A 21,374-nucleotide genomic window follows, 5' to 3' on the forward strand; every position below is an offset into this window, starting at 1 on the left:
AGCGCATTTTTAAATTTAGAAGATAGGAGAATAGTTGATGGCACTTTGGGGAGGAAGATTCAGCCAGATGGTTGATCAAAAGTTTAAATCTTTTAACGATTCTTTAAGGTTTGATTATCGTTTGGCCGAGCAGGATATCATCGGTTCGGTAGCCTGGTCGCGTGCCTTAGTTACTGTAGGTATTTTGAGTGAGCTGGAGCAGCAGCAGCTTGCACATGCTCTAAATCTTCTGCTTGAAGAAGTTCGTGCAGCGCCTGAAGCTATTCTTGCAAGCGACGCAGAAGATATTCATAGCTGGGTCGAGCAACGCCTAATCGAGAAGGTTGGCAATTTAGGTAAGAAATTACACACTGGGCGCAGCCGTAATGATCAAGTTGCGACTGATTTAAAACTGTGGTGTAAGATACAGATCGCTAACTTGCTTAGCGCGCTGCGGCAATTGCAGCAGGTACTGGTATTGACTGCGCAAGCTAATAAGGATGTAATCATGCCCGGCTATACACATTTGCAGCGTGCGCAGCCGGTAACTTTTGCCCATTGGTGTTTAGCCTATAACGAGATGTTGTCACGTGATGAAAGTCGACTACAGGATACGCTGAAGCGGCTAGATGTTAGTCCACTAGGCGCTGGCGCGCTAGCCGGTACCGCTTATGCTATTGACCGCGAACAGCTAGCCGGCTGGCTGGGATTTGCCACTACAACACGCAATAGCTTAGATAGCGTTTCTGATCGCGATCATGTCCTGGAACTTCTGTCAGACGCTGCTATTGGCATGATACATCTCTCGCGTTTTGCTGAAGATTTAATTTTCTTCAACACCGGTGAAGCTGGATTTATCGAATTATCGGATCGTGTTACTTCTGGCTCATCACTTATGCCACAAAAGAAAAACCCCGACGCTCTGGAACTAATCCGCGGTAAATGCGGCCGGGTTCAAGGGGCTTTAATTGGCATGATGATGACGTTAAAAGGGTTACCGCTAGCCTATAACAAGGATATGCAAGAAGATAAAGCAGGATTATTTGACGCACTAGACACGTGGCTGGATTGCATGCATATAGCGGCGTTGGTGCTTGATGATATTCAGTTAAAACGGTCACGCTGCTGTGAAGCAGCGCAACAGGGATATGCCAATGCAACCGAATTAGCAGATTATCTGGTAGCGCGGGGTATTCCTTTCCGGGAGGCTCACCATATTGTTGGCAAGGCGGTCGTTGAGGCTATCCGCCAGAAACTGCCATTGGAGGCGTTGACTCTGGCACAATTGCAAACCTTTAGCCCTGTTATAGGCGATGATGTATACTCTATACTGACGTTAACATCCTGCTTAGCGCAGCGTAATGTAAAAGGCGGCGTAGCGCCTAATCAGGTATCACAAGCTATCATTGATGCTAAACAGCGTCTGATGATATAATTATGATGATATAATAATGCAAGTAAAGTTACTTGGTTACCCGTGCGGCTGATTTAGCGGTAGTTTTTAGTGCCCCTTTTGACTCGGGATACGTACTCACCAGAGCGGGTATCTACTTTAATTACTTCTCCTATTTGCAAAAATAGTGGTACTCTAACTACCGCACCAGTTATTAGTATAGCTAGTTTACTGCTATTGCTAACGGTATCACCCTTAATACCTAGGTCAGTATCAATAATTTCTATTTCAACAAAGTTAGGCGGCGTTACGATGATAGGTTGACCGTTCCATAATGTTAATATACATTCAACTTGTGCTACTAGCCATTTATAATTGGCGCCAATCGCTTTAGCATTAGCAGCCAGCTGTTCAAAATTATTTGGATCAATAAAATACCAAATTTTACCATTATTATATAAATAAGTTAGGCTAATATCTATTAGATCAGCAGCTTCCACAGAACTACCAGACTTAAAATTTTTTTCTAGTACTTTACTGGAAAGTAGTTTCCGCAGTCTAACTCGATTGAATGCATGACCTTTACCTGGCTTTACGAATTCATTATCAATAATCGCGCATGGCTCGCCATCTTGCATTATTTTAAGACCTGAACGAAATTCCTTGGTATTATAGACTACCATAGTAGTCCTCTTATTACTCTATGGCTAACTACTAAATATAAGCACTACCCCCCTAATTTAGGGGGGTAATATGTTACCAACAAAAACATTATGATAATGCGGAATGATTACATCATTCCGCCCATGCCACCCATGTTACCTGCACTTCCGCCTAGATCTGGCTTGTCTTCCTTTGGCAGGTCAGTTACCATACATTCAGTGGTAATCATCAGCCCTGCAATCGAAGCCGCATACTGTAGCGCGGAGCGTGTTACCTTAGTTGGATCCAAGATACCCATGTCTATCATATTACCATACTTTTCGGTAGCCGCGTTGTAACCAGTATTACCTTCGCCTGCTTTTACTTTATTAGCTATTACGGATGGCTCCTCACCTGCGTTGGCAACAATTTGACGCAGTGGAGCTTCCATTGCTCGACGTGCGACCTTAATGCCAACGTTTTGATCTTCATTATCGCCACGCAGTTCAGCAATGCTATTAGCAACGCGAATTAGAGCGACACCACCTCCTGCAACCACGCCTTCTTCAACTGCAGCGCGAGTAGCGTGCAAGGCATCTTCAACGCGCGCTTTCTTCTCTTTCATTTCTACTTCTGTCGCCGCGCCAACTTTGATTACCGCTACGCCTCCAGCCAGTTTGGCTACGCGTTCTTGCAGCTTTTCACGATCGTAATCAGAAGTAGCTTCATCGCGCTGCTGGTTAATTTGCGCAACTCGGCCTTTGATAATTTCCTTATCGCCCATACCGTCGATAATAGTAGTAGTATCCTTGGTAATGACTACACGTTTAGCCTGTCCCATATCTTCCAGAGTAGCTTTTTCTAGTTCTAGGCCAATTTCTTCAGAGATAACGGTACCTGCAGTCAGGATAGCAATATCTTGCAACATAGCTTTCCGGCGATCACCAAAACCAGGCGCTTTAACAGCAGCTATTTTTACTATACCGCGCATGTTATTGACTACTAATGTGGCTAGAGCTTCTCCTTCCACATCTTCAGCAATAATCATCAGAGGCTTACCTGCTTTGGCAACTGACTCCAGTACTGGAAGCATTTCGCGGATGTTAGAAATTTTTTTATCAGCTAGTAGAATAAACGGGTTTTCCAGCTCAACAACACCTGTTTCTGACTTGTTAACAAAATACGGGGAAAGATAACCGCGGTCGAATTGCATACCTTCAACCACGTCCAGTTCGTCCTGCAGACCAGAGCCTTCTTCCACGGTGATCACACCCTCTTTTCCCACTTTTGCCATCGCTTCAGCAATAAGGGCGCCTACTGTTTCATCAGCATTAGAGGATATAGTACCTACTTGAGCAATAGCCTTGGAATCAGAGCAAGGTACAGACAACTGTTTAAGTTCTTCAACGGCAGCAACAACTGCTTTATCAATACCGCGTTTTAGGTCCATGGGGTTCATACCAGCTGCTACAGCTTTCAGGCCTTCGTTAACGATAGACTGGGCTAAAACGGTGGCTGTAGTAGTACCATCTCCCGCCGCATCATTCGCTTTAGAGGCAACTTCTTTTACCATCTGGGCGCCCATATTTTCAAACTTATCTTCCAGTTCTATTTCACGAGCTACGGAAACACCATCTTTAGTAATAATCGGTGCCCCGAAGGATTTATCTAATACTACGTTACGACCTTTAGGACCTAGGGTAACTTTTACCGCGTCTGCTAATACATTGACTCCGCAAAGCATTTTTATACGAGCGTCGTTACCAAATTTTACGTCTTTAGCTGCCATTTTAATTTCCTTATAAATTTTTATAAAATAAATTCATTTAGTTTAAATAAAATTGCTCGCGGATTACTTCTCAACGATAGCTAGGATGTCGCTTTCGGACATGATCAGCACTTCATCGTTATCGATTTTCTCTACTTTTACGCCATATCCGTCATTGAAAATCACGATGTCGCCAACTTTTACGTCCAGTGCTTTTACTTCGCCGGTTTCTAGAATGCGGCCATTGCCCACGGCTAATACTTCGCCGCGTGTTGATTTACCTGCCGCAGAGCCGGTCAGAACAATGCCCCCTGCAGATTTAGCTTCGACTTCTTTACGCTTGATGATAACGCGATCATGTAATGGACGAATTTTCATTGATAGCTCCCTTTGAGAAAGTCCGTATCTATATTTTTTTTGGGGATGAATGCTGGGATAGTATTACAACCAGCCTCATGGTAGATATGGTGGGGACGATTGTCGTAGCTTCAAGGGGTAAGAATATTTTTTTTGTTTAATTAAAAATTTTTACTTTTAACTCAATAAGTTTTTTTTAAAACTTTAACTATTTAACTAAAGTAAGTCATGATAATTTTTTGACAGAAGTGAATGGTAATATGTTTCAAGACCCTTAGTAAAGAGATATAATTATGCTATTCTCTAATTTTTACTACTGCTGTGCTTGCTGCATAAATTTAGTCTTTTAGCAAGGAGTTAAGCTAGAATTTATGTCTAACAAAGACAGCAATTAGCGACAATGTCATGTAATACTTTAGAAGTAAATTTATTGACAAAATCGGGCTAATGCGTTTTGATATAATCTTGTTGCCCAGATAGCTCAGTCGGTAGAGCAGGGGACTGAAAATCCCCGTGTCCTTGGTTCAATTCCGAGTCTGGGCACCAGATTAAACCTGCAACAAACTGTCAGAAGTTAAAATATATAATTATAATTAATAACTTTCTTTAAGTGAAAGAATTTTTTACTCAATCTTATTATCTCTAAGATTCTCCTTCTAGGTAACATTAGATAACAGAAAAAATTGGTATTGAATTTACTTTTGTTAGTGTCTAAAAAAGTAACCTACTCTTTCTCCTATGAGTTATATGGTCAAAAATAATATCATATTACCTATAATTAAAATTGCAAGAAATACGCTAATTTTGGTAGATGGTTCTTCTTATCTTTACCGTGCATATCATGCTTTTCCAACATTAACTAATAGCGTTGGTGAACCCACTGGGGCGATATACGGTATGTTAAATATGCTAAATAGTCTGCTCGTACACTACCGACCAAGCCATGTAGCGGTAGTTTTTGACGCTCAAGGTAAGACCTTCCGTGATGAATTGTTTGAATCCTATAAATCTAACCGACCACCTATGCCAAAAAATCTATGCGTCCAGATAACACAGCTGTATAAAATAGTTACAGCAATGGGGCTGCCGCTACTGGCCATCAGTGGGGTCGAGGCTGATGACGTTATTGGTACACTGGCACTAGCAGCAGCTCGTGACGGCAGTGATGTTTTGATAAGTACAAGCGATAAAGATATGGCACAATTGGTATCACCTAAAATTACTCTTATCGACACAATGTCGAATACTATTCTTGGTCCTAAAGAAGTGCAGATGAAATTCGGCGTGCCGCCAGAGCTTATCATTGACTATCTAGCACTGATGGGCGACAGATCAGATAATATTCCAGGAGTGCCGAATGTAGGTGTAAAAACCGCCCAGGCTCTTTTGAACGGTCTAGGAGGTCTAACTAGACTATATCAACAACTTGATAATATTAGGAATCTGAGCTTCCGTGGTGCCAAAAATATGGCTACTAAACTCGAGCAGCACCGCGACGTAGCATTCCTCTCTTATCAGTTGGCAACAATTAAAACTGATGTCGTGCTAGATGTGTCTTACGACATTTTGACGGTTAAAGAGCCGGATGTAGAAGCGCTTCTGCTGTTATGCCAACGCTATGAGTTCAAAAGTTGGGTAAGATATCTTGAGTCAGACAATTGGCTAATGCGTAAAAAAACAGTTGTGCCTCCATCGTCTTTTACCGTTCTACGTGACACTGTTAATGAAGAGTTGGCCGAAACTACGTTAAGAAAAGGTTATCATATTATCTACGATATGGCGGCCTTGGAATCTTGGATAACAAATATGCGCAGCGCTTGTCTATTCGCTTTCAATATTGAAACCGACAGGCGAGATCCATTAACAGCAAATCTAGTAGGAATATGCTTTTCCGTGAATCCAGGAGAAGCAGCTTACCTACCAGTAGGACATGATTATCTGGATGCGCCGGATCAGTTGGACCGGGTGCAGGTTCTTACTGCACTAAAACCTTTATTTGAAGATTTATCCATAACTAAAATTGGCCACAATCTAAAATTTGACCAAAGCGTATTGACAAGCTACGAGATTGAGTTAGCGGGTAATACATACGACACTATGCTTGAATCCTATGTATTTGATAGCGTTGCCGGTAACCAAACTATAGCTAGTTTGGCGGGTCGTTTGTTGCAACTTACTACCGTAAGCTTCGAGAAAATCGCTGGTAAAGGGAAAAACCAGCTTACTTTCAATCAAATTGCAATAGAACAGGCCGCTCATTATGTAACTAATAAGACAGATATCACACTACGCCTACATCAGAAGTTATGGCCAAATATTGAGCAAGAGCCTTTGCTAAAAAGGGTATTTAAAGAAATTGAAATGCCGCTGGTACCGGTTTTATCGCGTATTGAGCGTATCGGAGTGCTCATTGAACAAAGCGTGCTAACTAATCATTCGCTGAAGCTAGCTAGGCGTCTTAAAGAGCTAGAAGCACAAGTATACATTCTTGCAAACGAATCGTTTAATCTTTCTTCAACTAAACAGCTGCAGACCATTTTGTATGATAGGCAAAAAATGCCTGTACTGCAAAAAACTCCTGGCGGAGCACCTTCAACCAATGAATTAGTATTGTCTAAACTGGCGCTGGACTATCCTCTACCAAAGCTTATTTTAGAATATCGAGGCTTGGCTAAGCTTAAATCAAGCTATACTGATAAGCTACCTAAAATGATACACCCGCAGTCAAAGCGAGTGCATACTTCCTATCATCAGGCTATTACTACTACCGGGCGTTTGTCTTCAAGTAATCCAAATTTGCAAAATATTCCAGTACGCAATAAAGATGGTAGGCAAATCAGGCGGGCGTTTGTTGCGCCACCAGATTCTCTTATTGTGGTTGCTGACTATTCACAGATTGAACTGCGTATTATGGCGTATCTATCTCGTGATACGAGTTTGTTAGACGCCTTCGCTACAGGGAAAGATATTCACTGCGCTACCGCAGCAGAGGTTTTCGGCACACCGCTGGATAAGATCACTACCGAACAGCGCCGTAACGCCAAAACGATTAACTTCGGTCTGATCTATGGTATAAGCGCTTTTGGCCTAGCACGTCAGCTGCCAGGTAAGCTCTTAGAAGCACAGAAATATATAAATCTATATTTCGAACGCTACCCAGGTATTTTAGAGTATATTAAGCGTACCTGTAAGCAGGCTAGCGATCAAGGCTATGTTGCGACTCTTTACGGACGCCGGATCTATTTGCCGGATATTAATTCAAGTAATATTAAGCGTAAAAGAGCAGCGGAACGTGCTGCCATTAATGCACCGATTCAGGGCACTGCTGCCGATATCATTAAGCGGTCAATGATCGCCATAGATGCTTGGCTACAGAAAGAAAAGCAGTCGGTACGTATGATTATGCAAGTGCACGACGAGCTGATATTTCAGGTACAACGCGGTGCTATCGAGAGTACAAAAAACAAAATTAAGAAATTAATGGAAGGGTGTGTTTCTTTAGATATATCGCTGAGGGTTGATATTAGCGAAGGAGAAAACTGGGATCAAGCTCACTAAGTACTGCTTTTTTTAAAAGCAGGCGTTCATTGGTCTGATTAGGTTGTGTTAGGTTGTGTTCAGTTATATTGTTTCGGTAGTTTATTATTAAACCAAATATCTAGTTTTTGCCGTAGTTTATCTACTCCCTGTTTTTTTAGGGAGGAAAACAGCTCTATCTGCATGTCACCCCCGAACGCTAAAGCTGCTTTCCGTACATTGCTCAATTGGGCTATGCGCGCGCTGGAAGCTAGCTTATCAGATTTAGTTAGTAGAACTAGAACCGGTATCTTCACATCTACTGCCCATTGAATTATTTTTTGATCTAAATCTTTCATGGGGTGGCGAATATCCATTAAGACCACCAGTCCTTTCAGACTATCGCGTTTTTGCAGATATTCACCTAGAGCACATTGCCACTTATGTTTTAGTTCTTCCGGTACTTCTGCATAGCCGTAGCCAGGCAAATCGACCAATCTTATACCTGGCTGAACCTCAAATAGATTTATCAATTGGGTACGTCCGGGTATTTTACTAGTTCTGGCCAGTGTTTTCTGATTAGTAAGAGTATTTAGAGCACTAGATTTTCCGGCATTAGAACGTCCAGCGAACGCAATTTCGATACCTTTATCGATGGGCAGATGACGAATATTAGGCGCGTTTTTAACGAAACGTGTAATATGATAATTATAATTTTTAATCAATGATATTTTTCCCTGGTTATCGCCTGTTGCCTGCTAGTTATTAATACCGTTTATCTAAACAAATATATAGTTTTTTAGCTTTGCTTACACCTCCACCTCACATCACTAATCAAGAGCATCAGTTATTACTTTAAAGGTTGTCTAGAGCCACACGGGGTCTAGAAAGCAACTTGCTGAAACGTATTTCGTTGAATAGAAAATTTCGGTTCAAATTAAAAAAATCAACTTATAAAAGCTCAAGCTATACTGACATTAGTCAACTGGTGTAAAAATCCAGGCATCAGAGTTTAATGTGGTGTCTAATCCAGCTCTAGATTGATGAGACTAATTTATATCACTCTGTCAATAAGATGGCATATAGTGACTACACTTGTCAAGTGTAGTCACAGTCTACGGAAACAATATATTTTGTACATTATTATAATTAAGCTATATTATAATTAAGCTCTAATAGATAGAGCTATCTTAAATGTAGGAGAAGATTGTGAGGGAAGATTGTGATTGAAAATCTGCGTAATATCGCTATCATCGCGCATGTTGACCACGGTAAAACTACCCTGGTTGATAAATTATTGCAACAATCCGGTACTATCGACGACCGGAACGATGTAATTGAACGTGTGATGGACTCTAATTATTTGGAGAAAGAACGTGGGATTACTATCCTAGCTAAAAATACTGCTATCAACTGGCACAACTACCGTATTAACATTGTTGACACCCCGGGACACGCAGACTTTGGCGGAGAAGTTGAACGTGTGATGTCCATGGTTGACTCGGTATTATTGTTGGTCGATGCTATGGATGGTCCAATGCCCCAAACCAGGTTCGTGACGCAAAAAGCTTTTGCTTATGGTCTAAAACCCATCGTAGTGATTAACAAAGTTGATCGATCTGGTGCGCGCCCAGATTGGGTAGTTAATCAGGTTTTTGATCTATTCGTTAATTTGGGAGCAACCGACGAGCAGCTAGATTTTCCAATCGTCTATACCTCAGCACTAAACGGTATAGCCGGTTTAGCGCATGAATGCATGGCCGAGGATATGACACCGCTTTTTGAAGCTATTATTAAACATGTCGAGTCGCCAAAGGTCGATGTTAACGGCCCATTTCAGCTGCAAATTTCCCAGCTTGATTATAACAGTTATGTCGGTGTGATCGGCATCGGCCGCATTAAACGCGGCTCGATAAAACCAAATCAGAACGTAACCGTGGTTAATAGAGCAGGCAAACATCGCAACGGTAAAGTAGGGAAAATACTAGTCCATATGGGATTGCAGCGCATCGAGCATAAACTAGCAGAAGCTGGTGATATTATTGCGATTACTGGTTTAGGCGAGCTTAATATTTCCGATACGCTTTGCGATCCGTCACAGATAGAAGCGCTACCTCCGCTGAACATAGATGAACCAACTGTTTCTATGCTATTTGGCGTCAATAACTCACCTTTTTGCGGTAAAGAAGGTAAATTTGTGACTTCGCGTCAGATCCTAGAACGTTTAAATAAAGAGCTAGTGCACAATATGGCATTGCGTGTTGAAGAGACCAACGATCCAGATACTTTCCGCGTTTCGGGGCGCGGCGAACTACACCTATCGGTGCTAATTGAGAACATGCGTCGTGAAGGTTTTGAAATTGCCGTTTCACGTCCAAAAGTTATTTTTCGCACAGTTGATGGCGTCAAGCAAGAGCCGTTTGAATTGGTTACGCTAGATATTGAAGATCAGCATCAAGGTATGGTTATGGAAGCAATGGGCCTTCGTAAAGGCGAAATGCGCGGTATGATGCTCCCAAACGGGAAAGGACGTATTCGTCTAGATTACATTATCCCCAGTAGAGGATTAATTGGTTTCCGTACTAGTTTCTTAACAATGACCTCAGGTACTGGTCTGCTGTACTCTACCTTTAGCCATTATAGCGATGTGCGCCCAGGTGAAATTGGCCAACGTCAGAACGGCGTGCTGATCTCTAATGGTCAAGGTAAAGCTGTGGCTTACGCACTTTATAGCCTACAAGATCGTGGCCGTCTTTTTTTGGGACACGGCGCGGAAGTTTACGAAGGTCAGATCATTGGCATTCATACCCGTTCTAATGATCTAACGGTAAACTGTTTAACTGGTAAGAAACTGACTAACATGCGTGCCTCAGGAACTGACGAAGCAACTACCTTAGTGCCGGCAATAAAAATGTCGCTGGAGCAGGCGTTGGAATTTATCGATGATGACGAGTTAGTTGAAGTTACACCACAGTCGTTACGGCTACGCAAGCGCTATTTGACCGAAAACGAGCGTAAACGCGCCAGCCGTAACTACTAGGACTACCGCGAATTTATGCAATAAGACTTAGAAAGTGACTTTCTACTTTCTTGTGTAGCTTACTGACTGACTACTACAGATTAGGCTAATACACCAGAAGCTAAATCAAAAAAGGCAGCGTAAAATAAAACAATCTATAGTTTACCTCAAGTTTACTTGACCGATATTTATACCGCGGCTGTCTATTTGCCGATAGATGGGCCGGTAAATTTTTGGCTACCGATTTAGTTTAACCAGCTGGCTTACACCTTAACTAAGGGAGGATGAGCATGTATTATGTGCGTGTTCCGGAGACTGAACAAAAACTTCAGCAATGTTTCCAGTGTTGCTGGAAACTATTACGCAAGCCTTTGCATCAGCCGCCCGGATCAGAACGGGAGGCATACGATACTATCGCGTATCACAAGATGGTGATAGACGAGCAAGAAGAACCGGTAGCAGCAGTGGTAAGCCTTTATGTTAAGACCAATGAAGTATCAATACATTTTCTGGTATTGCATCAACTTTTGATGATCAAGCAATCATGATTATGGACGATATTATTCATCGACCAGATTGGTGCAGCCAGTTACAACAGGCTTGGTATCAGCATATTTCGCTTAGTAAAAAAATGGGCATACGTATCAGTCAGTATACCGGCAAAAAGTTTATGACTACCATGCCGGAAATCGGTAACCAGAATCCACACCATACGCTATTCGCCGGTAGTTTATTTACGTTAGCAACCTTAACAGGTTGGGGATTAATTTGGTTGCTGCTGCGTGAGCGCCAACTTAGCGGAACTATAATTTTAGCAGATGCGCATATTCGCTATATCAAACCGGTGATTGGCCAACCAGGAGCGGTTGCTGATTTAAGCTCGCTAGCTGGCGATTTAGACCGGCTAGCGCAGGGTAGTAAAGCGCGAATGCAGCTTGAAGTTGAATTATTTGGCAATAATACTAAAGGCGCTATTTTTAAAGGTGTCTACCTGGTTCTGCCGTCCTCTTTAAATATATCTCTCACAAGTAAACACACATGGTGCATGAGCCAACCGAAGCGGTAAGACACTTAATCTATCTCCTATAACAACAAACAGATAAATTGCCATCGCTGCTTTGATCTTTCACAGTATAGGTACGCGACCGTGGGAGACATGTTTTTAGATAAAAGTATAACGCATATTTTTAGGTCTCCAGCGCTCAATTAATGCTTGCTCCAAGGCAGGATAATGTTGATGGATATGTCGCGATAATCGCTGCACCTCAGGAATCATCTCATGATCGCGCGACAAATCAGCTACTTTAAATTCAAAGTTGCCGGTTTGACGAGTGCCTAGTAGCTCGCCAGGGCCGCGGAGCTCTAAATCTTGTTGGGCAATAATAAAGCCATCGTTACTATCGCGCAGCACCTTTAGACGCAAATATGCTATTTTGCTAAGTGGAGATTGATATAGCAAAACACAGTGTGAGGATACTGCGCCGCGGCCAACACGACCACGTAGCTGATGCAACTGAGCGAGCCCTAGACGCTCAGGATTTTCGATAATTATCAGGCTAGCATTGGGCACATCGATGCCAACTTCTATAACTGTAGTAGCTACCAAGAGATGCACTTTACCGGCCTTAAAAGTTTGCATTAGCTGCTGTTTATCCTCTTCCTTGAGGCGGCCGTGCACCAGCCCAATTTGCAGTTCGGGCAGAGCATGTACTAATTTTTTCCAGGTATGCTCTGCTGCTTGCACTTCCAGCAATTCTGATTCCTCAATCAAAGTGCAAACCCAATAAGCCTGACGTTGTTCCTTCAGGCAGGCTTGGCGAACGCGCTGAATAACCTCCTCACGTCGTGTATTAGGAATAACTACCGTGGTTACTGGCGTTCTTCCCGGCAGTATCTCATCTATTACCGAGGTATCTAGGTTGGCGTAAGTTGTCATTGCGAGGGTACGCGGAATTGGCGTTGCGGTCATGATTAGCTGATGTGGATAAAATCCCTGAGTAAAACCTTTTTTCCAAAAAGCCAGTCGCTGATGAACACCAAAACGATGTTGTTCGTCGATAATCACTAGCGCCAACCCAGCAAAATGTACCTGAGCCTGAAAAATTGCGTGCGTGCCGACCACCAGCGCCACTAGGCCATTGGCGATAGCCTCCTGCTGGGCTTGTCGCGCTTTTCTTTTCTGTTTACCGGCTAACCAACCTACTTCGATCCCAAGCGGCGCAAACCAGTTGCGAAAATTATGTGCATGTTGTTCAGCCAGTAGTTCGGTGGGCGCCATTAGCGCTACCTGTTTACCCTCACTAATGGCGCATAGCGCAGCTAATGCTGCTACCAGGGTTTTGCCTGCGCCGACATCGCCCTGTACCAACCGCATCATTGGAACCTCTCTTGCCAGATCTTGATTGATTTCTTCAACCACGCGGCTCTGTGCCCTAGTCGGAGCAAAGGGCAGCGCGGCAATAAAACGCTTTGTAAGGTCGGAATCTGCCTGCAACGGTAGGGCGCGATCTTTTTTCCTCCCAGCACGGACTGCTAACATACTTAGATTATATGCTAATAGTTCTTCGAAAATTAGTCTGCGTTGTGCTGGGTGATATCCAAGAACCAGATTATCCAAAGTTATTTCTGGTGGCGGACGGTGCAGTAGACGTAAAGCATCAGATAGACTCATTATTTTATAACGACATTCCTGTGGTAATAGTTCAGGAACTAGCATGTCTACTAGTTTCAATGCCTGATCGATAGTATTACGCAGTGTTGCCTGCCTGAGCCCATCGGTGGTAGGATAAACTGGAGTCAGCGAGGCGGCAAGCTTATTATTACTCTGGCTACTCTCGTTGATAATATGATACTCGGGGTGGATTATTTCGCTGCCTTGCTTGCCGTGGCGGATTTCGCCATAGACAGTTACCAACTTTCCGTTAGCAAAGTTCTTTTTCATGGCCGCGTTAAAATTGAAGAAACGCAAAGTCAAGATACCGCTATCGTCGCACAGACGGCATGTAAGCATGCGTTTGCGGCTAAAACTAATCTCGCTGTTGAGTACCTTTCCCTGTATAGTAACCGTCATACCAGGCAAGGCCTCATCTATGGGATAAAGTTTAGTCCGATCTTCATAGCGGATTGGAAGATAAAAGAGAAGATCTTGCAAATTTTTCAGCCCAATTCGTGCAAATTTGCTGACTATACTCGGCCCAACCCCTGATAATGTATTCAGCGGAATTGAGTTTAACAAGCGGCCTTTCATAACTTATAAAGTATAATTTATGCGGTATAAATGCGGTTTTTGGTTGTTAGTCAAATAAATTTACCACAACAAATAATGTACCATAAACTATAGATCCTATCTATATTTCGACTTTGAATATTGGCATTAGCAGCGTTAATCAACGTGTTGAGGTTAGACCTTATTTCCTGGCAGTTGAACATATTAACCTTTATCTTTGCAAAAAAAATTCCTGATAGCTTATTACTTTCCACTTATTTATTGACATAAACATATCCGGTTCTTTTGTATAGCCTAAGATATTGCAGGCTGATCTAGGGTGCATTAATACCCTAGTAAATGATTCAGATAATTGGGTGAACAGGAATTAGACGGCAATATTTAGCAAATATAATTATACCTTCGACACCTTTAATCGGTAGGTTATAAGTACCTGCGATTTTTAAAAAAATTAACCAATATTCATGTATATTTTTTCTTGATTACCACGCTCATGGAGTTACGAAAATCGATCTCCTCCACTAGGAGATACTCAAAAGTGCCCAATTTTATTTTATCTAGCTGGCATTGTATATTCTTTGTCTGGAGCGCTGCTATTTTGCAGCGGATTTGAGTGCGTGCTTTAGCAATAACGACAAAATTTAACCAATTGGCATCTGGCCTAGTACCCGATAGCAGGTATCTCACTGACGATTACCTGAAAAAATAAATATCCATAATGGAGTGGAAACGCCGTTCTCTCAAGTGCATCTTGCTAGTAGATGGAATATGATGGAATATGGATGCTTTTCCAGCCCACTGACGCGGCAGGAGATACCAGCTTCGATTAAGCTAATTTTTATTTCATCAATGATTGTTTTGATTATTTCTTTGCGGTTACCGCGCTCCACTTTGACAATTTCTTTAATTACTCGATACCTAGTAGGGTACAGCGCCTCAAATCCTAACTCTTCCAGCTCGGTTTAAATGATGAATACCAAGCCGGTGGGCTAACAGACTGTAGATTTCGAGTGTTTCGCCGTGCTATGCGGCGCCGTTTATCCGGCCTTAGTGCCCTAACGTACGCATATTATGTATGGGTTCGGTCGGCCAGTTTAATAAGCACAACGCGGATATCTTGTACCATCGCCATGAACATTTTACGAAAGTTTTCTGTTTGTGCTTCTTTTTTTATCGCGAAACTTAAGCTTATCAAGTTTTGACACACCTTCCACCAATGCTGCGACGCTCTTACCAAACAGCTGTACAGCTGTTCCATATCCTGATAAGTTATGGGGGTATCTTCGATGACGTCATGCAGCAGCGCTGCTATCAATGTCTTATGATCACGTATCTTGGCTAGAATACAGGCTACCGCTACAGGATGGGGTTATATAAGGCTCACCACTAAACCTAGTCTGGCCTTCGTGCTTATCATGGGCGACAATATACGCCTTTTGGAGGAGTTTTATTTGATCCTCTGGCAGATAGCGTTGGATCAGAAAATGTAGATTTTTTAGGAAGTAACCTGATGATGTTAACGGCCGCCTGCAGCGGGTTTTTTTTATTGCTGCTCTTAGCGAGCTAAATAGTACACAACTTAATTAGTAATCAAGCCTTACTTGATGATTAGTAATCAAGCCTTCTTCGATTTCTCGTAGGGCTAGAACAGTACATTTATCATTTTCTTCTGTAATTAATAGATCTTTGTTGCTAATCTGTATCTGCCGCGCGCGCCGCGCAGCAACTAACACCAAATCAAAACGGTTGCCAATTTTTTCGACGGCATTTTGTACAGTTATACGTGCCATATGTGAGCTACTCCCAAAATAAATAATTAAATTTTATGCTCCAAAATATTATACTAAGAACTATATTAGTCTACCATCAATTTATTGATTAATACTTTATAGTATATTTTTTGACACTCCAGGCGCAGTCTTTCTGCCTGAATAATGGTCTTTAAATCAAGCAAGGCAGTATTAAAGTCGTCATTAATGATTAAATAATCATACTCCGTAAGGTGGGTCATTTCGTTAACCGCTTGCGCCATGCGCCGAGCGATAACTTCCTCGCTATCTTGACCGCGTCTGCGCAGACGGCAATTTAGTTCTTTTTTAGACGGTGGCAAAATAAATATACTATACGTTTTAGGTATTTTACGACGGATCTGCTGCGCGCCTTGCCAATCTATATCGAGCAATACATCAACACCAGTAGCTAGTATTTGCTCAATAGTTTTCCGTGCTGTACCGTAATAATTGCCAAATACTTTGGCATATTCGAGAAAGGCATTTACACTTATCATACGTTCGAATTCGGCTACCGACACGAAAAAATAGTGTTGACCATTAGTTTCTTCTGGCCGCATGGTTCGGGTAGTATGGGAAATAGATAATTGTATATTATACAGTTGTTGATTATTAAGTAATGCTTTGATCAGGCTGGACTTTCCCGCGCCACTCGGGGCTGAAACAATATATAGATTACTTGGAATTATCATGAAATAATCAGTTGATTTTAACAGTTAGATAATAAAATAATAACAATTTATACTAAATTTAGTTTAACTGTTTTCTTAAAATAAAAGTGATCATTTTCAGCGTTATTTATGCTGCAGTACAGAAAATATTGGTCCAGCCGAGTTAACACTAGTGATCGTACGTGAAGATTTATTAGGTCGAGCATGTAAGTCGCTGCTATCGACACTTGAATATCATAATTAACGAAAGATATGTTTTGCAACACCATCGCCACTTCTAACCGTTTACGTATGAATGTGCTGTATCAATTGGCTGATAGCAAAATGAATGCATTATTTTTGCAAATATACTTGTCTTTAGTCGCCGGTTTGCTCTAAAAGGGCATCAAGAAGTGGTAGGTGTGGTATGTGGGCCTCGACACAACGCGTCCTTCCTACCTTACCTTTGGTAGGCATGCAGGCATTAGTCGATTTGATGAAACTCCCCCTTAACTCATCCTGTCGGTAGCTTCGAGTTGGCCGTTTATAATCTTTTCTGGATTGTATTATAATTACCTAATACTCTCTCTAATTTAGAGAATTTATTTACTGGAGAAAATGTTTCATATGCAGGAGTTCCTGACTATCAATCCCATCAAACACGTTGATGGTACCCTCAATCTGCCGGGTTCCAAGAGCATTTCCAACCGCGCCCTCTTGCTAGCAGCGCAGGCATCTGGCACTACGCGGTTAACCAATTTACTCGATAGCGATGATGTACGCCATATGCTAACAGCCCTAGGCCAACTAGGCGTTACCTACCGACTCTCGGCTGATCACCATAGCTGTGAAATCGACGGTCTCGGTGGTCCGTTACGCGCAGAAGAAGCACTAACACTCTTTCTCGGCAACGCTGGCACAGCTATGCGCCCGCTGACCGCCGCGCTATGCCTGCAGGCGCGCGATGTAACTGTTACTGGTGAACCGCGTATGAAAGAGCGTCCTATTGGACATCTAGTGGATGCGCTACGTCAAGGCGGGGCGCAAATCGATTACTTAGGTAAAGATCATTATCCCCCGTTGAGGTTGCACGGTGGATTCCAGGGCGGCGACATCACCGTAGATTGCAGTGTCTCTAGTCAGTTTCTAACCTCTATATTAATGATGGCGCCGCTGGCACCTCAAGATAGCCGTATTATTATAAAAGGTGCACTGGTGTCCCAGCCGTATATTGCTATTACTTTAGCGCTTATGAAAAGTTTCGGTATTGAAATCCATCACGATAATTACCGCGTGTTTTATATCACTAGCGGCAGAGTCTATTGCTCCCCAGGGGACTATCTAGTAGAAGGAGATGCATCAAGCGCTTCATACTTTTTGGCGGCAGCAGCAATTCGTGGAGGTACCGTGCGCGTAACAGGAATCAGTCGCCATAGTGTACAGGGTGATATAAATTTTGCCGATGTCTTAGAAAAAATGGGTGCTACCATTAACTGGGGCGATAATTTTATTGAATGCACGCGATGCACGCTACACGCTATCGATATGGATATGAACTCTATACCAGATGCTGCGATGACTATTGCCACTACCGCGTTATTCACTAACGGTGGTACTACCACGTTACGCAATATTTATAACTGGCGGGTTAAGGAAACAGATCGACTGGCAGCAATGTCTACCGAACTACGTAAAGTTGGTGCTACTGTCATCGAGGGAAAAGATTATCTATCAATTACACCACCATCGAAACTGATCGATGCACGCATTGATACCTATAATGACCATCGTATGGCGATGTGCTTCGCACTGGTAGCACTATCTGATACGCCAGTGACGATTAAAAATCCGCAGTGTACCCATAAAACTTTTCCGGACTTTTTTATAAGGCTGGCGTCGTTAAGTCAGTCCGCCTAAGCAAAATTAATTAACGTTTTAATTAAGTAAAAGTAGGTAAAGAATAAGGATAAGGCATTGACAGTTCTAGCCCCAGTAATAACCATCGACGGACCAAGTGGTGCCGGTAAGGGAACGCTCTGCCAAGCGTTAGCAGAAACATTACAATGGCATTTACTAGATTCCGGCGCGATTTACCGGGTGTTAGCACTGGGAGCTTTGTTACATCAGGTAGCTATCGACAGTGAAGAAGCATTAGTTTCTCTCGCCATCCATCTTGATGTGCACTTTGCGGTTAAGTTAGGCCAGCTAAACGTTTTGTGGGAAGGAAAAGATGTCAGCCAGGTTATTCGCAATGAGACCGTTGGTAATACTGCGTCGCAACTTGCCTCGTTTTCTTATATACGTGAGGCGTTGCTGCAGCGTCAGTACGCATTTCGTACTTCTCCTGGCCTTATCGCCGATGGCCGCGATATGGGTACTTTAGTTTTTCCCGACGCTCCAGTAAAGATTTTTCTTGACGCTTCGTCTGAAGCAAGGGCGCATCGCCGCATGCTGCAGTTGCAGGAACAGGGTTTTAGTGTTAACTTTGAGCATCTCTTATCTAAAATAAAAGAACGAGACGATCGCGACCGTAATCGTGCAGTAGCACCTTTAGTACCAGCAGCTGATGCGCTGGTGCTAGATTCTAGCTGCCTAACTATTAATGAAGTGATGGTCCAAGTACTGATGCACGCTAGGCAAATTTTGGGTTTATCTTAAAAGTATTTGCCAAGCAAGCAGAGAGTTGGCATTACCATAATAAATTTATTGTTAGAATCTATTATTAATTTTATTACTTTATGTCTTACCAGGTGGGGGATAAAAGTTGTAAAGATATACTGCAGAACATAGTATATTATAACAGCCCCATAGATGCCTAATGGAAGTTAATTTAAAAATCTGAAGATTATCAAATATGACAAAATCTTTTGCTCAACTCTTTGAAGAATCCCTGAAAAAAATAAAAACCCGTCCGGGTTCCATCGTTCGCGGTACCGTTGTGTCGATCGCTAAAGATATGGTTTTAGTTGATGCTGGCTTGAAGTCAGAATCAGCTATTTCCGTCGAGCAATTTCGCAATGTCCAGGGAGAACTAGAACTTAAAGTAGGCGATCAAGTGGATGTTGCGCTTGATGCTATCGAAGATGGTTTCGGAGAAACGTTGCTATCCCGTGAAAAAGCCAAGCGTCATGAATCCTGGCTGACGTTAGAAAAATCGTACGAAAAAGCAGCCACAGTATTAGGCATTATTAATGGGAAAGTAAAAGGTGGCTTTACCGTAGAGTTAAACGGTATCCGTGCATTCTTGCCTGGATCACTAGTCGATATTCGTCCGTTGCGCGACACGCTTCATCTGGAAGGAAAAGAACTTGAGTTTAAAGTTATCAAGCTCGATCAGAAACGCAACAACGTTGTAGTTTCTCGCCGTGCCGTTATCGAGTGCGAAAACAGTGCCGAGCGCGATCAGCTGCTTGAAAAACTGCAGGAAGGCATGAAAGTTAAGGGTATCGTCAAGAACCTGACCGACTACGGTGCCTTCGTTGATCTAGGTGGTGTAGATGGACTCCTGCACATTACCGATATGGCTTGGAAACGCGTTAAGCATCCGATCGAAATCGTTAATGTTGGTGATGAAATCAACGTTAAGATTCTAAAATTTGATCGCGAACGTATCCGCGTTTCCCTGGGCCTAAAACAGTTGGGAGAAGATCCGTGGATTGCTATAACAAAACGTTATCCAGAAGGCACCCAACTGATCGGTCGCGTTACCAATCTTACAGATTACGGTTGTTTCGTTGAAATTGAAGAGGGTGTTGAAGGCCTGGTACACATTTCCGAAATGGATTGGACTAATAAGAACATTCACCCTTCTAAAGTGGTGAATATGGGAGATATGGTAGAAGTCATGGTGCTGGACATTGATGAAGAACGCCGTCGTATCTCTTTAGGCCTGAAGCAGTGCAAAGCCAATCCATGGCAGCAGTTCGCTGAAACCCATAACAAAGCTGACCGCGTTGAAGGCAAAATCAAATCGATCACCGATTTTGGTATCTTTATCGGTCTAGAAGGCGGCATCGACGGTCTAGTACATCTGTCTGACATCTCTTGGAACGTGACCGGGGAAGAAGCAGTGCGCGAATACAAAAAAGGTGACGAAATTGCCGCTGTGGTACTTCAGGTTGACGCCGAACGCGAGCGTATTTCTTTGGGCGTGAAACAACTAACTGAAAATCAGTTTAATAACTATCTTTCTTTGAATAAAAAAGGTGCAATTGTTACCGGTAAAATCACAGCTATTGACGCGCAAGGTGCTACAGTTGAATTAGCAACTGGCGTGGAAGGTTATCTGTGCGCATCTGAAGCTTCTAGTGACTGTATTGAAGCCCTAAGTGTCGGCGACAATGTAGAAGCAAAATTCACAGGTTTTGATCGCAAAAACCACATCGTAAGCCTATCTTTCTGTGCTAAAGACGAGGCAAATGAGACTAAAAATATTAGCACTGTTAGTAATAAGCAGGAAGAAAGCAATTTCTCTAATGCTATGACTGAAGCCTTCAAAGCTGCTACTAAAGCGAATGATAATAATGATGGAGTGCAGGAGACGTAAGTTATTACGCGGTTCTTATTAAGAAGTTATGTAATAGCCGCGTAAACTTCTTGGAGAAATTATGACCAAATCTGAGCTCATCGAAAAAATAGCTGAAAAGCACACTCATATCCAAGCCAAAGTATTTGAAGATGCGGTAAAAGAAATGCTTGAGTATATGGTAACGGTCCTCGCCAGTGGCAAGCGTATCGAAATTCGTGGTTTTGGCAGTTTTTCTCTGCACTACCGTGCACCGCGTATTGGCCGTAATCCGAAAAATGGCGATAAAGTGCAACTTAAAGGCAGGTATGTTCCTTACTTTAAACCGGGTAAGGAGCTGCGTAACCGCGCCAATATCTACGGTTAATTTCACGGCTTCGCTTAATAACTGATATATGATTAATAATCATACTTATTATTTAGTCTTATATAACTTGCATTTATTAGCCGCTCCTATGCAAATTAAGCAGGCAATGTTTTACCTTAGTTATTTGGCGTCGCTGTAATAA

At 42.5% G+C, this 21,374-nt stretch carries 15 protein-coding genes, 1 tRNA gene and 3 pseudogenes; 10 read left to right on the forward strand and 9 right to left on the reverse strand.

Annotated elements, in window-relative coordinates; translation table 11 throughout:
• The first annotated feature begins 37 nt into the window (after positions 1 to 37).
• Positions 38 to 1,414: an argininosuccinate lyase gene (argH, locus tag A4A70_RS02500; RefSeq protein ID WP_067568136.1), complete on the forward strand. Its 1,377-nt coding sequence runs from the start codon at positions 38 to 40 to the stop codon at positions 1,412 to 1,414.
• 53 nt (positions 1,415 to 1,467) lie between these two features.
• Here argH and efp read toward each other — a convergent pair whose 3' ends face one another.
• The 3 genes from efp to A4A70_RS02515 all read right to left on the reverse strand — a co-directional run bounded on the left by efp (position 1,468) and on the right by A4A70_RS02515 (position 4,160).
• Complete coding sequence (gene efp / locus A4A70_RS02505; protein ID WP_067568138.1) at positions 1,468 to 2,055, reverse strand: elongation factor P; 588 nt, start codon at positions 2,053 to 2,055, stop codon at positions 1,468 to 1,470.
• 107 nt (positions 2,056 to 2,162) lie between these two features.
• The gene (gene groL / locus A4A70_RS02510; RefSeq protein WP_067568140.1) at positions 2,163 to 3,803 is read right to left on the reverse strand and encodes a chaperonin GroEL; all 1,641 of its coding nucleotides are present in this window, start codon (positions 3,801 to 3,803) and stop codon (positions 2,163 to 2,165) included.
• Between the two features lie 63 nt (positions 3,804 to 3,866).
• Entirely contained in the window at positions 3,867 to 4,160 is a 294-nt protein-coding gene (locus tag A4A70_RS02515; protein WP_067568142.1) for a co-chaperone GroES, read from the reverse strand.
• 449 nt (positions 4,161 to 4,609) lie between these two features.
• Here A4A70_RS02515 and A4A70_RS02520 point away from each other — a divergent pair.
• Together A4A70_RS02520 and polA are read left to right on the forward strand one after the other, a co-directional pair.
• A tRNA-Phe gene (locus A4A70_RS02520) sits at positions 4,610 to 4,685 on the forward strand.
• 228 nt (positions 4,686 to 4,913) lie between these two features.
• A complete protein-coding gene (gene polA, locus A4A70_RS02525; RefSeq protein WP_067568329.1) occupies positions 4,914 to 7,697 on the forward strand; it encodes a DNA polymerase I in 2,784 nt (927 codons plus the stop codon).
• A 59-nt stretch (positions 7,698 to 7,756) separates the two neighbouring features.
• Here polA and yihA read toward each other — a convergent pair whose 3' ends face one another.
• On the reverse strand, positions 7,757 to 8,380 hold the full coding sequence (yihA, locus tag A4A70_RS02530; RefSeq protein ID WP_067568144.1) for a ribosome biogenesis GTP-binding protein YihA/YsxC: 624 nt from the start codon (positions 8,378 to 8,380) through the stop codon (positions 7,757 to 7,759).
• A 497-nt stretch (positions 8,381 to 8,877) separates the two neighbouring features.
• Between yihA and typA the strand changes: the two genes are divergently transcribed.
• Positions 8,878 to 10,695, forward strand: coding sequence for a translational GTPase TypA (gene typA / locus A4A70_RS02535; protein ID WP_067568146.1), 1,818 nt, complete (start codon positions 8,878 to 8,880; stop codon positions 10,693 to 10,695).
• Between the two features lie 269 nt (positions 10,696 to 10,964).
• Positions 10,965 to 11,740: pseudogene (locus A4A70_RS02540) on the forward strand (thioesterase domain-containing protein).
• Positions 11,741 to 11,836: 96 nt separating this feature from the next.
• On the opposite strand, the gene recG reads toward A4A70_RS02540, so the two are convergent.
• The 5 genes and pseudogenes from recG to gmk all read right to left on the reverse strand — a co-directional run bounded on the left by recG (position 11,837) and on the right by gmk (position 16,379).
• On the reverse strand, positions 11,837 to 13,921 hold the full coding sequence (gene recG, locus A4A70_RS02545) for an ATP-dependent DNA helicase RecG (protein WP_067568147.1): 2,085 nt from the start codon (positions 13,919 to 13,921) through the stop codon (positions 11,837 to 11,839).
• A 441-nt stretch (positions 13,922 to 14,362) separates the two neighbouring features.
• Entirely contained in the window at positions 14,363 to 14,587 is a 225-nt protein-coding gene (locus A4A70_RS02845) for a hypothetical protein (RefSeq protein WP_070097372.1), read from the reverse strand.
• Positions 14,588 to 14,969: 382 nt separating this feature from the next.
• Entirely contained in the window at positions 14,970 to 15,215 is a 246-nt protein-coding gene (locus A4A70_RS02875) for an HD domain-containing protein (RefSeq protein ID WP_231908296.1), read from the reverse strand.
• Positions 15,216 to 15,507: 292 nt separating this feature from the next.
• A pseudogene (rpoZ, locus tag A4A70_RS02555) lies at positions 15,508 to 15,690 on the reverse strand (DNA-directed RNA polymerase subunit omega); the annotation flags it as partial.
• A gap of 65 nt (positions 15,691 to 15,755) precedes the next feature.
• The gene (gene gmk, locus A4A70_RS02560; protein ID WP_173644525.1) at positions 15,756 to 16,379 is read right to left on the reverse strand and encodes a guanylate kinase; all 624 of its coding nucleotides are present in this window, start codon (positions 16,377 to 16,379) and stop codon (positions 15,756 to 15,758) included.
• A gap of 98 nt (positions 16,380 to 16,477) precedes the next feature.
• On the opposite strand from gmk, the pseudogene A4A70_RS02990 reads away from it, so the two are divergent.
• From A4A70_RS02990 to ihfB, 5 genes and pseudogenes are all read left to right on the forward strand, one after another.
• Positions 16,478 to 16,596 (forward strand): annotated as a pseudogene (locus A4A70_RS02990) (phosphoserine transaminase); the annotation flags it as partial.
• Between the two features lie 371 nt (positions 16,597 to 16,967).
• Positions 16,968 to 18,257 carry a 3-phosphoshikimate 1-carboxyvinyltransferase gene (aroA, locus tag A4A70_RS02565; RefSeq protein WP_067568331.1) on the forward strand — a complete coding sequence of 430 codons (1,290 nt, stop codon included), beginning with the start codon at positions 16,968 to 16,970 and terminating at the stop codon, positions 18,255 to 18,257.
• 57 nt (positions 18,258 to 18,314) lie between these two features.
• A complete protein-coding gene (gene cmk, locus A4A70_RS02570; RefSeq protein WP_067568153.1) occupies positions 18,315 to 18,998 on the forward strand; it encodes a (d)CMP kinase in 684 nt (227 codons plus the stop codon).
• A 196-nt stretch (positions 18,999 to 19,194) separates the two neighbouring features.
• Positions 19,195 to 20,886 carry a 30S ribosomal protein S1 gene (gene rpsA / locus A4A70_RS02575; RefSeq protein WP_067568155.1) on the forward strand — a complete coding sequence of 564 codons (1,692 nt, stop codon included), beginning with the start codon at positions 19,195 to 19,197 and terminating at the stop codon, positions 20,884 to 20,886.
• Between the two features lie 61 nt (positions 20,887 to 20,947).
• Positions 20,948 to 21,232 carry an integration host factor subunit beta gene (gene ihfB / locus A4A70_RS02580; protein WP_067568157.1) on the forward strand — a complete coding sequence of 95 codons (285 nt, stop codon included), beginning with the start codon at positions 20,948 to 20,950 and terminating at the stop codon, positions 21,230 to 21,232.
• Positions 21,233 to 21,374: the final 142 nt, after the last annotated feature.

This window comes from Candidatus Hoaglandella endobia (assembly GCF_900044015.1).
GTDB classification, from domain to species: Bacteria; Pseudomonadota; Gammaproteobacteria; order Enterobacterales; family Enterobacteriaceae; genus Hoaglandella; species Hoaglandella endobia.

What these genes read in the sequence shown, in the direction of transcription:
- ihfB (WP_067568157.1), top strand. Translation starts at nt 20,948, where the DNA reads ATGACCAAATCTGAGCTCATCGAAAAAATAGCTGAAAAGCACACTCAT.
- rpsA (WP_067568155.1), top strand. Translation starts at nt 19,195, where the DNA reads ATGACAAAATCTTTTGCTCAACTCTTTGAAGAATCCCTGAAAAAAATA.
- aroA (WP_067568331.1), top strand. Translation starts at nt 16,968, where the DNA reads ATGCAGGAGTTCCTGACTATCAATCCCATCAAACACGTTGATGGTACC.
- recG (WP_067568147.1), bottom strand. Translation starts at nt 13,921, where the DNA reads ATGAAAGGCCGCTTGTTAAACTCAATTCCGCTGAATACATTATCAGGG.
- groL (WP_067568140.1), bottom strand. Translation starts at nt 3,803, where the DNA reads ATGGCAGCTAAAGACGTAAAATTTGGTAACGACGCTCGTATAAAAATG.
- efp (WP_067568138.1), bottom strand. Translation starts at nt 2,055, where the DNA reads ATGGTAGTCTATAATACCAAGGAATTTCGTTCAGGTCTTAAAATAATG.
- A4A70_RS02515 (WP_067568142.1), bottom strand. Translation starts at nt 4,160, where the DNA reads ATGAAAATTCGTCCATTACATGATCGCGTTATCATCAAGCGTAAAGAA.
- argH (WP_067568136.1), top strand. Translation starts at nt 38, where the DNA reads ATGGCACTTTGGGGAGGAAGATTCAGCCAGATGGTTGATCAAAAGTTT.